Here is a 16,057-nt window from a genome sequence, read left to right on the forward strand (position 1 = left end):
AATTATTATCCGTTTATTTCTACTAGCCAGTTGAACACAACGTTAAGCTCTTGTTCTGATCCAATACTGATGCGTAGCCAGTTATCTTCGCCATAAAGTGTAAAAGGGCGCATAATTAAGCCACTTTCCATTGCCGTTGCGATGTGTGCTTTATCGCTCAGCTGGATTGTGACAAAGTTTGCAAAACTCGGAAGTACCTTACGCACGTGTTTACACGCAGATAACTGATTAATAAGTGTTGCACGATTGTTGTTTATAATAGACACTTGGCGTCTAACGCTACTGATGTTGCAGCTTGTAAGCGCTTGTTCTGCAATTGCGGCAACCACACTTGAGACAGGGTACGGCGCTAGTACTTTGCGCATGGTATTAATTAGCTCTGGATTGCTTAACACAAATCCGGTGCGTAAACCTGCTAATGCAAATGCCTTTGATAAGGTTCTTAAAACCACCAGGTTTTGATACTTTTCGATTAACCCAGCAGCTGTAAATTCTTCACAAAATTCAATATACGCTTCATCAACGACGACAATAGCTTTACCTTCACACGCTTTTACAATCTCTTCGATTCGAGACAGTGGAAGCACGTCGCCTGTTGGGTTATTTGGATTACAGACAAATACCAACTTGGCGTTACCAACACTATCTAAAAGTTGAGACTGTGATGCATTTATTAAAAGCGCTTGGTTTAAATCTACTAACTCAACATTGGCACTTTCTGCGGTTACCTTATACATGCCGTAAGTCGGTAAAAATTGTGCGATGCTGTCTTTACCATTTTGACAAAATGTACGCACCAATAACTCAATGCCTTCATCTGCGCCTCGTGTCATCAAAATGTTTTCGTACGAAAGATTGCTATAGCGCGCGTATGCGTTGATGACGTTTTCAGGTTGCGGGTCTGGGTAACGATTTAAGTTATCTAAATTTAGTGCATACTCTTTTGCATAAGGGCTTTCATTGGCATTTAACCAGGTTGAACCCGTTAGCTTTTCGCTTTTTGCTGAGCTATACGCTTTTAGTGATCGAATATATTCGGGGGCAAATTCACGGCTCATAATTTGGCCTCCTGTAACCTGATTGACACCGCATTTGCGTGTGCATCTAATCCTTCAGCTTCAGCTAGCGGCAAGATACTGTTTGCAAGTTGTGCTAATCCAGACTTTGAAATGGTTTGCACTGTATAGGTTCTAAAGAAATCCATTAAGTTGAGCGCCGAATAAACTTGGCTATAACCGTACGTTGGTAACACGTGATTTGTACCAGACGCATAGTCGCCAGCTGATTCTGGCGTATAATCGCCAACAAACAATGAACCAACGTTATAGAATTTATCTACAATATCTGCAGCATTGCGAGTTTGTACGATTAAGTGTTCAGGTCCATATTGATTCGATACTTCAATTGCTCGTTCAATGCTATCAACCAAGATGAACGGCGAGTTTAACAATGCTTTTTGAGCTATCGCCTTACGCGAAAGCGTACTTAATTGCGCATCAATCTCACGTTTGGTTTCGTTGATTAACGTTTCGCAGTTTGATACTAAAACCACTTGAGAATCTTCACCGTGTTCGGCCTGTGATAGTAAATCTGCAGCAACAAAGGCGGGGTTTGCGCCTTTATCAGCGATCACAAGCACTTCCGATGGGCCTGCCGGCATATCAATTGCAACGCCTTGTGCTTGCTGAGCAACTAACTGTTTCGCCATAGTCACATAGCTGTTACCCGGGCCAAATATTTTATTTACTTTGGGCACGGATCCTGTTCCGAACGCCATTGCTGCGATAACACCCGCACCCCCTGATTTAATAAGCGTTGTCACCCCACACAGTTTTGCGGCATACAAAATGGCAGGATTAATCGCCATATCGCCTTTAACCGGTGTTGCTAACAAAATCGTTTGAGCGCCACTTAATTTTGCAAGGGCACCTTGCATTAATACTGACGAAGGCAGGGGAGCAGTACCACCCGGTACATAAATCCCAACGGATTGAATTGGCTGATAACGCAGCTCGCAACACACACCGGGTTGGGTTTCAATGCTTTTCGTAACGGGTAATTGTGCTTGGTGAAATTTAGTAATGTTGTTAAACGCAATATCAATAGCCGTTTTTAACTCAGCACTTAGTAGCGATTGTGAATTATCAATTTCGCTTTGTGGCACAATAAGCTGTTCACTTTGGTTATTATCGAACTGCTGATTAAAATCCAGTAGCGCTTTATCGCCTTTTTCTCTGACGGTTTCGATAATGGTTTGAACACGCGCTTGCAGGGCGCTCTGATCTTGTTGAGCAGGGCGCGCCAATAAAGCGTCTTGTTGTGCAGCGGAAAGTTGTGACCAAACGTTCACGGTTTACTCCATCATCTTTTCGATTGGCATCACAAGAATCGAGCTTGCACCTTTTTCTTTTAACGCTTCCATGGTTTCCCAGAAAAGCGTTTCGCTAGAAACCATGTGCAATGCAACTAAATCGTCAGTGCCAGCAAGTGATAATACGGTTGGTTTACCCGTGCCAGGTAATAGTTCGCAAATTTCGGCTAATCCCGCTTTAGGTGCGTGAAGCATAATATATTTACTTTCTTTAGCTTGGCGAACCGCTTTTAAACGAGGTAGCAAAGTATCAAGTAATGCTTGCTTTTGCTGGCTTTCCATTGAAGGATTTTGAATTAAGCAAGCATTTGATTCTAATATGGTTTCCCCTTGCAAAAGACCATTTGCTTCGAGTGTCGCACCGGTTGAAACCAAATCACAAATCGCATCGGCAAGGCCTGCACGCGGCGCTACTTCAACTGATCCTGAAAGTAGCACAGTCGATGCATTGATCCCTTGATTTTTAAGATATTGCTTTAAGATTTCAGGATAGGTAGTCGCAATCTTTTTGCCTTCAAACCAACTCAACGGCAACTGACCTAACTCTTGTGGCCAAGCTAGTGCGAGGCGGCAATAACCAAAATCGAGTTTTGCAAGTTTAGTCACCTCGGCATTTAGGCTTTGTGCAGCGCGTTCTGCTTGGCTTTCAACAAGAACGTTTTCGCCGACGATACCTAAGTCACAAACGCCGTCCATTACTAATCCAGGGATATCGTCATCACGTACTCGCAATACGTCAATTGGCATGTTTGTAGCGTGTGCAATTAGGCGTTGTTCACGTAAGTTTAGTTTTACACCCAGTTGTTTAAGTAGGTCTTGGCAGTCTTTTGATAAACGCCCTGATTTTTGAATCGCAATGCGTAGACGGTTGTTATCACTCATTTTCTCATTCCCAATATTTAATTCTAATAATGCGTTAAATTTAATTTGGGCTACAAAAAAGCCCGAGGTTGTCCTCGGGCTCATTCTTGTTGATTACCAGAGGACATATTTTCGGAATAGCCCTCCAGCGAAATACCTGAAAGCTACTCCGTTGTATGATGGTGATGAATAGTGTTCAGTGTATTTAGCATGATATAAACCTTTTAAATAATAAGCCTGTTTGGCTTTTGTATTTATAGAAAAACATGAATTTTAATGCTTTGCAATAAAAAATAGCATCTTAATTGTGAATACTATATTTCAAAAAATAACATGTTAATAAAAACAATACTTTAACCTTTTTGGTTGGCGCTTTAAAATTAGCTTGTATAGGCCTGTATATACAAGTTAAATTGTAATTTTTAGGGTGTTTTAGAGATTAAGTTGGTCAATCGGGTGTTTTGTCTTGTTTGACGGTTTACGTTTAACCTGACGACAAAATTAGTCGAATAATTAGTATCAGATTTGATTAAGAAAGCAGCTTATCAAGGGGAAAATTATCAGCACTGTAATTTTAATGTACTCAATAGCTAATACATTAATGTTGAAAGATAATTAAAGTAATATGAGCATTTTAAATGCAACAGAAACTCCCTAATTAAAAATAAAAGTATTAGGTCAAATTACGCTTGTTTTATAAAATAGTGTTTAATTTATTACTAGGGCTTAGCGTAAAGTGCAATTTGGACTTAGTTTGTTTGGTCTGGTAATAAAATAGCCGTTTCAACAACAGCGTTAGATTAGTTAATTGAGGTTAGATGTGAGTAAAACTTTGTGTGAATGGAAGCGCAAAGAAATTGAGCAAAAGCTAGAAAAGCTAGCGGCGTTAGTTAATACACCTCGCTTTGTATGTAAAAAGTGCGCGCGCTGTGCAAATGATAAAAAAGTCTTATGTAAACCTATGCCATTATAAATTGATTCTATTGGACCCGCTTGACGCGATTTTTAAGTTACTGTTAATACGTAATAATTGTGCAATAAAAAATACATAAACTAGTCTATAAGTTAATTGCATAAATTAGTTTTACATGGAAATGGAATCTAATATCTCGGCTACGCCGTTATATTTTGAAAAAGAATTAAGTTGGTTGTCTTTCAACGAACGCGTGTTACAAGAGGCAAAAGATCAAACTAACCCTATTATTGAACGCATTCGATTCTTAGGCATATTCTCTAATAATCTTGATGAATTTTTTAAAGTGCGTGTTGCCGATGTTAAACGCAGAATTTTACTCGATGAAGTTAAAAAACTTCCTTCCACGCATATTCAGTTACTTGCTGAAATTCAAGAGAAAGTACTCAAGCTCAACGAGAAGTTTGACGATATTTACCAACAAATTTTAATTGATTTAGCGCGTTATAATATTTACATCTCAAAGCCAGAACAGCTAGATGAGGCTGCACGCGCATGGTTGAGCGAGTATTTTATAAATAACGTGCTTGACCATATGACGCCGATTAAAGTGAGTGATGCCCCAGAGAAGAAAATCCACCTAAATGATTCGTGTGTTTATATATTGGTTTCGCTTAATGGTGAACGAGAGCAATATGCAGCACTTGAAGTGCCACAAACAATTAATCGCTTTGTTATTTTACCTAGCAAACGTAACAAAAAAGACAAGCACATTGTTGTAATAGATGACTTAATAAAATACTTTTTGCGCGATATTTTTACTGGGCTTTATAAGTTTGATGACATCTCAGGCTACGCGTTTAAACTAACACGCGATGCTGAGTATAACCTTGACGACGAAGTAGACGAAGGTTTACTTGATAAAATGTCTAAAGGGCTAAAACAACGTTTAAACTCTGAACCTACGCGATTGGTATATGACGATGATATGCCCGAAGCAATGCTCCGAATTTTGTGTAAAAAGTTGGGTGTTAAACAATATGATTCGACTATTGGTTCGGCACGATATCGTAATTTTAAGGATTTTATCGGTTTTCCAAATGTTGGGCGTAAATACCTTGAAAACCGTCCATTACCGGCATTAAAAAACAAAGAATTTAGCCAGCAAGACAATGTTTTTAAGGCGATTAGTCTTGGTGATATCTTACTTTATTATCCCTATCATACCTTTAATCATCTCACTGAATTTTTAAGGCAAGCAAGTTACGACCCTAAAGTGACGCAAATTAAGATCAACATTTACCGAGTTGCAAAACATTCGCGGGTGATCAGTGCGTTACTAAATGCTGCGAGAAATGGTAAAAAAGTCACTGTGATGGTGGAGCTAAAAGCGCGCTTTGACGAAGAAAATAATATTGAATGGTCTCGGTTGCTAAAAGAAGCGGGCGTTAAAGTAATATTTGGTATTCCAAGTTTAAAAGTACATTCAAAATTATGTTTGGTGTACCGTAAAGAAAAAGGTGTGATTGAAAAGTATGCACACATTGGTACTGGTAATTTTCACGAAAAAACAGCAAATATTTACACTGACTTTAGCTTGTTTACTAAACATTTTGACCTAACTCGTGAAGCAACCGATGTTTTCCGTTTTATTGAATACAGTTATAAGTCGTTTAACTTCGAACATTTAATGGTCTCTCCGGTAAATGCACGTGAAAAAATTTATCAATTGATCGACAGCGAAATACACCAAGCAAAATTAAAGCAACCCGCTGCAATTACACTCAAGGTAAATAACTTAGTTGATACTGGCTTGGTCGACAAGCTTTACGAGGCTTCTACATTTGGCGTGCAAATTCGAATTATTGTTCGCGGCATGTGCAGTTTAATTCCTAATATTAAAGGGATTTCAGACAACATTCGCATTATCAGTATCATCGACCGATTTTTAGAGCACCCTCGAGTCATGGTTTTTCATAATTCTGGTGATGAAAAGGTCTATATTTCGTCGGCAGATTGGATGACGCGAAACCTTGACCATCGAATTGAAGTAGCGACGCCAATTTACGATAATGCGTTAAAACAAATAATAATTGATATTCTTGAATTACAATTTAAAGACCGTGCTAAAGCGCGGTTAATTGACTCTAGCCAACGAAATCATTACGTTCGTAGAGGCAATAAAATGAAACTTCGTTCTCAAATTGCAATTTATGATTACCTGAAAAAGCGAGAAAACTCTTAATGAAAAGCACTGCAACAATTGCTGCGTTAGATATTGGTTCGAATAGTTTCCAGTTGATTGTTGCAAGGCAAATAAGTGGCCGTTTAGAAATCTTACACAAAGAAAAACTAAAAGTTCATTTAGCAGAAGGGTTAGGTGAAACCGGCAATTTAAGCGATGACGCGATAATTCGTGCTGAAGCAGCACTAAAAGAATTTGCAACAACGCTACAAGGATTTAATGCTAATCACGTAAAAATCGTTGCAACGTACACGGTACGAAAAGCAAAAAATAAATATCACTTTATCCAACGTGCGAAAAAAATCATTCCGTTTAATATTGATGTAATTTCTGGATTGGAAGAAGCACGTTTAATTTACCAAGGCGTTGCTAATTATCGTGCTGATAGCGATACAAGATTGGTAATTGATATTGGTGGTGGCAGTACCGAATTTATTGTTGGTAAAGGAGCAAATACGTATCAGCTTGCAAGCCGAAGTATGGGATGTGTAACATTTCAGCAAATGTTCTTTGCAGACAATACGATTTCACAAAATAGTTTTAGCCGTGCCATTGTAGCAGCGAGCCAAGAAATTGAGCCTATTCTTAATGCCTATCAAAATACAAATTGGCAGTGCGCTATTGGCACATCGGGTAGTTTTAAAGCAATTTTGAGCATTGTGCAGCACACACTCGTTAATGACTCAGAACATGGTCAAATCACTTTGTTTGACTTAAACGTAATCAAACAAAAATTGATTTCGTTTGGTGATATTGAACATATCGAATTACCAGGATTGAGTGATGAGCGTAAAGGGATCATTAGTTCGGCTGTCGCGATTGCAATTGCGTGCTTTGAGTTACTCAATATAAAGTCGTTATCGTATTGTGATTTCTCGCTACGCGAAGGTGTATTACACGAGTTAATTGATAGCCGCGATAATCATAACTTAAAGCAGCAAAGTATTGACAATTTCGCACAGCGTTTTGATTGTGATAAAAATCAATCAACTCGTGTTAAAACCATGCTTACTTGGCTGTTTGAATATGCAAACAAAGGCTGGAATGTAAGCACACAACTTCAGCAAATTGTTTTTTTTGCTGCAGATATACATGAAGTAGGGTTAAGCATAAGTTCTTCTAATATTCGTAAGCATTCTGCTTACATAATCGCGAATAGTTTACTGCCTGGTTTTAGCCAAGAAGAACAGCAGCTGTTAACGTTATTGGCACGAAATCATCGAAAGAAATTAAAATTTGAATCTGAACAGCTTGAATCAAACACAGATTTTAAAGAACTTATGCAGGCGATTTCTATTTTTAGATTAGCACTGTTGTTTACGCAAAAGCGTCAATGTGATTTTGTTAAAATTGACCAGATCAGGTTTTTAGAGCACGCAATAGATGTAACATTTGAGCAAAATTGGTGGCAAGAACAACCTTTATTACAAGCGGATTTTGAGAAAGAAGCCATGTTTTTGGAGCCTCATGGTATCACTTTAAACTGCTTAAACCGTTAATATTAAAGCAAACTGTAACCTCGCCGATATATAGGTAAGTTTGAGGAGTAAACTATGGATATCTTAACCCCATTTTTGCCGCGTATTAATACTGTGCACCCAGTGGACAAATCTACCTTATATGTCGTTGGCGTGAGCGATAATAAGACTACAAAAGTACGCCTTAAAAAGAATGAGGCAACTCTGTCAGAACTTAAAAAACAAAAAGAAGACGCGACAAAAGAAAACCACACAAGTGAAGATGATGAGGAGCATATTGATACTTGGGCTTGATAGTAAGTTAATAGTTATTTTTCTAACACTACTCTCAATCCTTTTAATACGCGCAAAAATTGCTGAGACCCCATAAATTTATCTTTAGGGTTTTGGTTTATATAAGCGGACTTACCTTAACACCCATGTACATCCTACTTAGCCAATCAACACCGAAATTCACCCTTTAACACATAAATTAAGCGGATTTATTGTGCTTCTAATACGCTTCTAAATCAAAAGAGTAGGAGTAAAAAATGCGTTGTGTGTGTAAAGAATGTGATTTTCAGGTGTGGAAAGGCTATGGGGAAATAGGCTTTGGTTGTAAATGCGGCTACTCATGGTTACCTGAAAAGTACTATGCTGCACTTGATGGTAAGGGAACATTTACCTTTAGTGCTTTTTCAACACATTTAAATACAACTATAGGTACGGCAAGTAAACACGGTTGCCCGCAATGTTCAAATACACTTGTTGATAAAAACTTGGATGAAATAACACTTACACATTGTGAAAATTGCAAAGGCGTTTTGTTTAACCTTACGCAATCCCGGGTTTTTTTTCAATTTTATAAGTTACCTAACTATGATAACCGAGCGTTACACATGTTAAGTGATTTGCCATTTATTGCGCTTTTGTTTAGTTGAGATGCAAAGAACACATCATACTTACTAAGTGTTAAAGTTCAAAGCGCTGCTAATGCGTTAAACGCTAACATTTTTCGCCAAAGCTATGTGAAGTAATGTTTCTTACAAGAGGAACTCAAAAAAAGGCCCAATCTTTGAGTAATTCGGAATCTTTATAAGCTGGGCCTTTAGGGTTTAATTATTTACCTTTGGTCGGGGTGGTAAACAGTCGAGCGATAATATATCAGTAAGCTCGGGCCAAGGTTTGTCATAAGCTTGTCAATTTGTGAAAAAGTGTAGCATCTAACTTGCTTTCAATATTTGCGCTTTGTCGACGCAATTAAGCCAAACTAGACCAAAACCAATTATATAGTTCTCAAGCTTATATTGCCTTATTTGTGAAATTAGCGCCGCCTTGTCGTTGTCATCAAGTCCAAGTAAATCAACGGTTGCTAATAATACGCTTTGACTAACTTCCGAATAATCATATTGATACATAGGTTTAGATTGCTTACCAAAATGCCCGTTCAAACCTAGACGGCTGACTAAGCCTGGGTATTTTTGTCCAAGTGTTAAACCCTGGTTTAACGGTTTATTGGTTTTGTCCCAAGGTAGTGCAGCAAGTTTCGGCGATAAATCAGATATTAGTTTGCGATGAAAAGCACTGTGTAATTTGTACTTGGCAGGTAGATTCAACATCGTACACACGACCTCATCATTTAAAAATGGGTGCGTGCGATTATAGTAACTGTCGAGTAATTGCTGCCCAGCGACAACCATTCGTTGGCAACGGGCTTTCAAGTAAAACTGATCTGCTTGCTTCGCCGCATCGACATACTCGCAGATGTGCTCTTTGATAAAATTATTAACCGTTTTTTCAATACTGACACTGTCTTTTAAAAGCAGTTGAGCAATTGGCCACGTTTGTTTTGTTAATTCTTCACTGATGTAACGCGTGATGCGGGGCACTGTATATTTGTTAAGTGAGTTCTGACCGAAGAAACGAAAACCTGGCATGCCTCGGTCGTAATAAAACGCACGATACGTTTCTGCGCCAGTACCGGTTATAATTGTTCGACCTTGGGTTTGATCTAATAGTTGCTTGTCGATTAATGCATGCGCATGGTGAAACGGGACTTCGCCAATGCTTGCCTTGGTAATTCTTTTTATCGTTTGTCTATCAAAATGGGTTGTTGAATTTTTTGAATGGAACAGTTTCAAATTACATGCATTAGCAAGCTTAATCGCATACTGAACATCCGTACTATTAACTTCGCCATAACACAGTCCTTCGGGTTTCAAGTTCAAAACCTCACACGCAGATAATATAGCGCGTGAATCCAGACCGCCTGACAAAGATACTAATGGATTACTATCGTTTTTGAAGCAATTTCTTACTGCTTCAATAAACGCATCTTTTGCATGGCTATATTTGGTGTTTTTGTTAAAACATTTAGCATATTGCGCCTGTATTTTTTGTTTCTCAAGCGTGTGGTTGTTAAGGTTAACCTTAATCAGAGATTCACCTGTAAAATGTTGGGTGTGCTTAATTATACAATCGTTGTTAAAAAGCTGCCCCAGTGCAAGCAGGTTACGTAAGGCTGTCTGATTAAATTCAACCTGATCTTCTAAGCAATTGATTAATGCAGTTCGCGAGCTTGCAATAATGGTATGTTGTTGATGCTGATACACCAGTAACGGGAAAGTACCAAATTCATCACTCGCTGCGTAAACAATACGGGTTTCTTTGTTAACGAGCACCCAAGAGCGACCGGTATAACACTTTTTTAGTCCATTCAGTAGATCAGCGGTTATTTGCCTGTCTTGATTTCGATAAGCAACATCACCCCAAATATAAATGTCGAACAGATGTGTCGAATGACAGGTTGAAGCGAGACTAGTGTTAAAGTCGGCGATGTTTGCTTGAAACCATTCGCCAATTTCGTTTCCAATAGATTTTGCTACGTTGAGACTAAATTGCGCCATATCAGGTACTCAAATAATCGTTTTCTTTATCTGAGCAATGAACGTGCCTTAGTTAATTCATTGATTTTTATTGAATACTAAGGCTGATTTATGAGGTTTTCGCTTTTTGCGACGCAATTTAAGTTTAAATCTACTCAATTACCATAAGTTTTCGGTACGTATCATAGGCAAATTGGTCAGTCATATTGCCGATAAAATCTTGTATTAAACGCGCACGATAATAAAACTCGTAGATTGGATCGTTTTGTTTCAACGCATCCAATGCATCGACCGATTTTTTATATACGGACAGATATTTCGATGAAATTCGGTTTAGTAAGCGCGATTCAACCGAAAAATTAAATTCACCAGCGAGTAGTTTATTAAAGTCGTTACGGGAATAGTCGAGCAAACACGCATATTCATTAAGCAACGTAGTAATAATCTTGTGTCCTTGTAATTCAAGCTGCTGCACTTCGTGATGACAAAACACATATTTAAACGCGACTGACTTAAGGGCTTTCGTAATCGCATGTTGATAGCTATTATCTTCAAGTAGAGAGGCATCAAAGCTACCATGGAAAATTTGTTCAATATTATCGCAAAAACGAATAGCACTGTGTTTTACTAACGGGTGAAGTAAGTTGACTCGCAGGCGTATGAAGAAATTATTCTCAATGTTGTAGGCTTCTTTTTTAGCGTAATCGTAAGCATGTTCGCATTTACGCTGCATAAACGAGCCCAGCTCATCGTCATCAATATTAAACAGTGATAGTACATGGCGGTATTCAGTGTTTAAGACGTCAATTAAAAAAGGGATGGTAATTAAGCCTTTTTCAACAGCGTCTTCTATGTCGGCTAGACAATAAGCAATATCGTCAGCTGCTTCCATAATGTAACTGGCAGGATGGCGATGGCCTAACTTCATGCCAAGTTCATTACATAAGGTTTCAATAAACTCACTTTCACTGAAGTAATAGCCAACCTTTTTCATTAAATACTGTTTGTTTGCTGGCACCTGCTGTTTGGGTAATGTGCCACAGCGAGTATATTTTAAGATACTCGCTGTTTGACAATAGGTTAGGTTTAGCGCAAATAAGCTGTGAACATTTCGTATCGCTTGCGCATTACCTTCGTAATGACAAAGTTCGTGTAGTATCGCTTGCGTAGGTGAAAGAGGGTGATCTTCACCAATAGTTTTAGAAAAAGTGTCTTTCGAAAGCGGGTGAGATTTTAAGTATTTACTAAACCAAGCATTTATCGCGGCTTCACCAAAATGACCAAACGCTGGATTACCGATATCGTGCATCAAGCACGCCATTTCAACTAAACTTTCTAACTCTCGTTCAAGAGGCTTCAACCCATATTGGGTTAGCTGGGCTTCGCTCAGTGTATTAAATATGGTCTGTACAATAAACCGGCCATTTTGTTGCACTTCGAGAGAATGGGTAAGACGCGAACGGACCGCAGCATTGCGTTCAAGAGGGAATACTTGTGTTTTTTGCTGTAATCGTCGTAGTCCTGCGCTATTTATAATACGTCCACGATCGCTCTCAAGTGCGGTTTTTGTATTGTTTGTTTGATTGAACGGTCGTTTTGCATTTATTTTCTGTTTGAAATCCATTGCGATATCGTTTGTCTGTTTTTTACAATTTAACACTCAGGCAATACGGATTCTAGCGTGTTTTACTTGGTTCACTTAATGTTCAGTTTAATTTTGGCATGATGATTCTAACTTAAAGCCTAAAAGATGATTTTAAGTTTATATCCCGAGTATTTATGAGTTTATGAAAAGCAAAAACCCGCTGGGCTAGCGGGTTTTTTATTTTATAACGCGGCATAAAGAGCTCAAATCTGTTCGAGTCATCTCTACGTTTTAAAAATATAATTAATTTTTCAACCTTTTTTGATCTCGCTGCGACTAAGTAATAAATACTCACTATCTGGGATGATAAAAATGGATTTAAGTTACTTTTTAGCAAACTATGTAGACCTTCTAAACCTTTTACTTTCACCGGTTGTAAGCCTGTGGCTTTGTTTTATCGCCACGCAATTGCTTGTAAAGTCTAAGCAACAAGCTGTTTAAGCAACAAGATCATTAAATTACTAACTTAAAATCAATTTTTTTGGTGAATTTGTTTAAAAAATGACAAATACGTATTGCCAAGCCAGAAAAAATGCATAACTATAGGGTCTGCAAAGGCAAAATAATAAAGATAGGAATCTATAATGAACAAAGCACAATTAGTTGAAAAAATCGCTGCGGATGCAGAAATTTCTAAAGCAGCAGCAGCTCGCGCATTAGACGCATTCACTGGTGCAGTGTCTACATCATTAAAAGACGGTAACTCTGTAGCGCTAGTTGGTTTCGGTACTTTCTCTGTTAAAGCACGTGCTGCGCGCACTGGCCGTAACCCACAAACTGGTGAAGAAATTCAAATCGCTGCAGCTAACATCCCTACTTTCAAAGCAGGTAAAGGTCTTAAAGACAGCGTTAACTAATTTGTAAAAGTTATCATCCCAATAACTTTAAAAAGGAGCATTTAGCTCCTTTTTTATTGTTTGTTATTCAACTCTGTGGCTTAAACCCATTTGGTAATTATTCGATAAAATGGTGCAGGGTAGAAACACGCTAATAAGGCTGAACCTGCAACATCGTTATTTACATTGGCTAATCCAACCTCGTTAGCATTAGGTGTAGTTGTCTAAAAACGCTTTATGACTACTTTGGTCTTAACGCTTTGTCGCCACGACTTAAACCAACGGCTCCAGAGCGCACGACTTCAATCACCTCAGTTTCATTCTTTAAGGTATCAATAAAGGATGCGAGCTTATCAACTGCGCCAACTAACTGCAGTGTGTAGGTTGTTTTACCCATATCTAAAATAGAGGCACCGAAAATATCAACCACACGGGTTACGGCCGCACGTGTTTTCTCTTCATGAGCCATTACTTTAACTAACAATAACTCTCGTTCAATATGACTAGCATCACTCAGGTCTATCACTTTATGTACATCAACTAATTTATTAACTTGTTTAGTGATTTGCTCAAGAATTCGGTCATTACCTGTGGTGGTAATTGTGATGCGTGATAATGAATCATCATCAGTTGGACCCACAGTTAAGCTGTCAATGTTGTAGGCGCGCTGCGAAAACAAACCGACAATACGTGATAGGGCGCCTGGTTCATTTTCTAAAAGAATGCTTAAAATATGACGCATTATGCTTTTACTCCTTTTTTCAGCCACATCTCATCAACTGACCCATGACGAATTTGCATTGGATACACGTGTTCATTTTCATCTACGTTGATGTCGATAAATACCAGTTTGTCTTTATGGGAAAATGCTTCTTTTAACTTTTCATTAAGCTCGCTCGGGTGGTCAATGCGTATACCAATATGACCATAGCTCTCTGCGAGTTTTACAAAATCAGGCAGGGATTCCATGTAAGAACACGAATGACGACCTGAATAAATCATGTCTTGCCATTGGCGTACCATGCCAAGTGAACGGTTATTTAAAGACACAATTTTTACGGGCAAGCCATATTGCATACAGGTTGATAATTCTTGAATATTCATTTGAATAGACCCATCACCAGTAACACACACTGATTCTTTTTCAGGAAAAGCGAGTTTTACACCCATGGCCGCAGGGAAACCAAAGCCCATAGTGCCTAGGCCACCAGAGTTAATCCACTGGCGTGGTTTTGCAAAAGGATAGTGTTGCGCGGCGAACATTTGGTGCTGGCCCACATCTGAACTAATATACGCGTCACCCTTGGTTACTTCGTAGAGCGCTTTAATTGCTGCTTGTGGTTTAATTTTCTTAGAGTCAGCTTCAAAACTTAAGCAACGCTGTTCGCGCCAATTATTAATTTTTCGCCACCAATCTTCTTGCGCAGCGCGGTCAATTTGAACGTCGCTTTTATTAATTGCACTTTGCAGTTGTGCAAATACAGTCGCAAGATCGCCAACAACCGGTATATGACAGTGAATGGTTTTAGAGATAGAAGTCGGGTCAACATCAACTTGAACAATCGTTGCGTTGGGGCAAAACTTTTTAACATTATTTGTCACGCGATCATCAAAGCGTACACCCAAAGCAAGAATAACATCGGCATTTGCCATTGCTTTGTTTGCTTCTAAATTACCGTGCATGCCAAGCATACCTATAAAGTTAGGATGCGTGCCTGAAATACCACCTAATCCCATTAGGGTGTTAGTACAAGGTGCATTCAAGCTTTCAACTAGCTCTGTTAATTGCTCGGATGTGTCAGATAATACAACGCCGCCACCAGAGTAAATAACAAGGCGTTTAGCATTTAAAATAGCTGATGCTGCTTTTTTGATTTGCTTTGGATGACCTTTGGTATTGGGGCTGTAAGAACGCATCGATATGTCATCTGGCATCATGTAATCAAATGCAAGTGCCGGATTCAATATATCTTTTGGCAGTTCCACAACAACGGGACCAGGTCGACCTGACGCAGCAAGATAAAACGCTTTTGCTAGGGTTTCTGGGATCTTTTCTGTATCACGACAGTTAAAGCTATGTTTTACGATTGGACGTGAACAACCGACTATATCGGTTTCTTGAAAGGCGTCATCACCAATTAAATTGGTTGGTACTTGGCCAGATAATACCACCATTGGAATTGAATCCATGTAAGCAGTTGCAATGCCAGTAACGCAATTAGTTGCACCAGGTCCCGATGTGGCGAGTACAACGCCGACTTCACCTGTTGCTCGCGCAAAACCATCGGCCATATGTGTGGCAGCTTGCTCGTGACGAACTAAAATATGATCAAGTTCGTTCTCGGCAAATAGGGCATCGTAAATATCTAATACGCTACCACCGGGATACCCAAAAATATATTTAACCTTAAGTGCTTTTAACGCTTTAACAACAAGCTCGGCACCCGACATTTTATTACTGTCCATCCTCATTCCTCTGTGCAGTAGATAAAAAAAACCCCCGCTAGTTGCGGGGGCTTATTAAATTCAGTATGACAAAATTAACTAATAGCTCCCCGCTGGCGACTTAATTAAGACCAGGACGAAGACTGTTAGTAGAAGAAATAATGTCATTTAAATTTGCTCTAAAAATTGATTAACGTATTTGTATTATTTTTGTTAACTGTTGTCAACGGTGAATTCTTCAATTGACATAAATAATTCATTATTATCGGTATTAAAATTAAAAATGTGATTTTTGTAGTTATCTTTTATTGCTGGTGAATTGAAAATGCAATCTTTTTAAAGTGTATACAATAACTTGTTATTGCTGAATGATTACGTTAATTTATTTCGGTGTTTTGC

At 38.7% G+C, this 16,057-nt stretch carries 12 protein-coding genes; 5 read left to right on the forward strand and 7 right to left on the reverse strand.

Annotated features, from left to right (window positions below; all coding sequences use genetic code 11):
• Nucleotides 1-5: 5 nt before the first annotated feature.
• From hisC to hisG, 3 genes are read right to left on the reverse strand one after another with little or no spacing between them, the layout of a single operon-like run.
• Nucleotides 6-1,058, reverse strand: a complete 1,053-nt coding sequence (hisC, locus tag AN214_RS05685; protein WP_054978816.1) for a histidinol-phosphate transaminase — start codon at nucleotides 1,056-1,058, stop codon at nucleotides 6-8.
• Complete coding sequence (gene hisD, locus AN214_RS05690) at nucleotides 1,055-2,350, reverse strand: histidinol dehydrogenase (protein WP_054978817.1); 1,296 nt, start codon at nucleotides 2,348-2,350, stop codon at nucleotides 1,055-1,057. Before hisD ends, hisC begins: the two co-directional genes overlap by 4 nt.
• A gap of 3 nt (nucleotides 2,351-2,353) precedes the next feature.
• Nucleotides 2,354-3,253 carry an ATP phosphoribosyltransferase gene (hisG, locus tag AN214_RS05695; protein ID WP_054978852.1) on the reverse strand — a complete coding sequence of 300 codons (900 nt, stop codon included), beginning with the start codon at nucleotides 3,251-3,253 and terminating at the stop codon, nucleotides 2,354-2,356.
• A 1,067-nt stretch (nucleotides 3,254-4,320) separates the two neighbouring features.
• Between hisG and ppk1 the strand changes: the two genes are divergently transcribed.
• The 4 genes from ppk1 (at nucleotide 4,321) to AN214_RS05715 (ending at nucleotide 8,788) form a co-directional block, all read left to right on the forward strand.
• Complete coding sequence (ppk1, locus tag AN214_RS05700; RefSeq protein WP_054978818.1) at nucleotides 4,321-6,390, forward strand: polyphosphate kinase 1; 2,070 nt, start codon at nucleotides 4,321-4,323, stop codon at nucleotides 6,388-6,390.
• Nucleotides 6,390-7,889 (forward strand): Ppx/GppA phosphatase family protein, encoded by a 1,500-nt coding sequence (locus AN214_RS05705; protein ID WP_054978819.1) that lies wholly within the window; start codon nucleotides 6,390-6,392, stop codon nucleotides 7,887-7,889. The genes ppk1 and AN214_RS05705 overlap by 1 nt, the downstream gene beginning before the upstream one ends.
• Before the next feature lie 54 nt (nucleotides 7,890-7,943).
• Complete coding sequence (locus tag AN214_RS05710) at nucleotides 7,944-8,162, forward strand: hypothetical protein (RefSeq protein WP_054978820.1); 219 nt, start codon at nucleotides 7,944-7,946, stop codon at nucleotides 8,160-8,162.
• 236 nt (nucleotides 8,163-8,398) lie between these two features.
• Nucleotides 8,399-8,788 carry a zf-TFIIB domain-containing protein gene (locus tag AN214_RS05715; RefSeq protein ID WP_054978821.1) on the forward strand — a complete coding sequence of 130 codons (390 nt, stop codon included), beginning with the start codon at nucleotides 8,399-8,401 and terminating at the stop codon, nucleotides 8,786-8,788.
• Nucleotides 8,789-9,070: 282 nt separating this feature from the next.
• On the opposite strand, the gene AN214_RS05720 is transcribed toward AN214_RS05715, so the two are convergent.
• Nucleotides 9,071-10,753 (reverse strand): hypothetical protein, encoded by a 1,683-nt coding sequence (locus AN214_RS05720; protein ID WP_054978822.1) that lies wholly within the window; start codon nucleotides 10,751-10,753, stop codon nucleotides 9,071-9,073.
• A gap of 130 nt (nucleotides 10,754-10,883) precedes the next feature.
• The gene (gene dgt / locus AN214_RS05725) at nucleotides 10,884-12,356 is read right to left on the reverse strand and encodes a dGTPase (protein ID WP_054978823.1); all 1,473 of its coding nucleotides are present in this window, start codon (nucleotides 12,354-12,356) and stop codon (nucleotides 10,884-10,886) included.
• A 605-nt stretch (nucleotides 12,357-12,961) separates the two neighbouring features.
• Here dgt and AN214_RS05730 point away from each other — a divergent pair.
• Entirely contained in the window at nucleotides 12,962-13,234 is a 273-nt protein-coding gene (locus tag AN214_RS05730; RefSeq protein WP_010559147.1) for an HU family DNA-binding protein, read from the forward strand.
• A gap of 220 nt (nucleotides 13,235-13,454) precedes the next feature.
• Here the strand turns inward: AN214_RS05730 and ilvN are convergent, their stop codons facing one another.
• Both ilvN and AN214_RS05740 read right to left on the reverse strand, forming a co-directional pair.
• A complete protein-coding gene (gene ilvN / locus AN214_RS05735; RefSeq protein WP_010559148.1) occupies nucleotides 13,455-13,955 on the reverse strand; it encodes an acetolactate synthase small subunit in 501 nt (166 codons plus the stop codon).
• Nucleotides 13,955-15,679 (reverse strand): acetolactate synthase 3 large subunit, encoded by a 1,725-nt coding sequence (locus tag AN214_RS05740; protein ID WP_054978824.1) that lies wholly within the window; start codon nucleotides 15,677-15,679, stop codon nucleotides 13,955-13,957. Before AN214_RS05740 ends, ilvN begins: the two co-directional genes overlap by 1 nt.
• Nucleotides 15,680-16,057: the final 378 nt, after the last annotated feature.

Origin of the sequence: Pseudoalteromonas sp. P1-9 (genome assembly GCF_001399975.1) — a bacterium.
Taxonomy (GTDB): domain Bacteria; phylum Pseudomonadota; class Gammaproteobacteria; order Enterobacterales; family Alteromonadaceae; genus Pseudoalteromonas.

What these genes read in the sequence shown, in the direction of transcription:
- hisC (WP_054978816.1), bottom strand. Translation starts at nt 1,058, where the DNA reads ATGAGCCGTGAATTTGCCCCCGAATATATTCGATCACTAAAAGCGTAT.
- hisG (WP_054978852.1), bottom strand. Translation starts at nt 3,253, where the DNA reads ATGAGTGATAACAACCGTCTACGCATTGCGATTCAAAAATCAGGGCGT.
- ppk1 (WP_054978818.1), top strand. Translation starts at nt 4,321, where the DNA reads ATGGAAATGGAATCTAATATCTCGGCTACGCCGTTATATTTTGAAAAA.
- AN214_RS05705 (WP_054978819.1), top strand. Translation starts at nt 6,390, where the DNA reads ATGAAAAGCACTGCAACAATTGCTGCGTTAGATATTGGTTCGAATAGT.
- AN214_RS05710 (WP_054978820.1), top strand. Translation starts at nt 7,944, where the DNA reads ATGGATATCTTAACCCCATTTTTGCCGCGTATTAATACTGTGCACCCA.
- AN214_RS05715 (WP_054978821.1), top strand. Translation starts at nt 8,399, where the DNA reads ATGCGTTGTGTGTGTAAAGAATGTGATTTTCAGGTGTGGAAAGGCTAT.
- AN214_RS05720 (WP_054978822.1), bottom strand. Translation starts at nt 10,753, where the DNA reads ATGGCGCAATTTAGTCTCAACGTAGCAAAATCTATTGGAAACGAAATT.
- dgt (WP_054978823.1), bottom strand. Translation starts at nt 12,356, where the DNA reads ATGGATTTCAAACAGAAAATAAATGCAAAACGACCGTTCAATCAAACA.
- AN214_RS05730 (WP_010559147.1), top strand. Translation starts at nt 12,962, where the DNA reads ATGAACAAAGCACAATTAGTTGAAAAAATCGCTGCGGATGCAGAAATT.
- ilvN (WP_010559148.1), bottom strand. Translation starts at nt 13,955, where the DNA reads ATGCGTCATATTTTAAGCATTCTTTTAGAAAATGAACCAGGCGCCCTA.
- AN214_RS05740 (WP_054978824.1), bottom strand. Translation starts at nt 15,679, where the DNA reads ATGGACAGTAATAAAATGTCGGGTGCCGAGCTTGTTGTTAAAGCGTTA.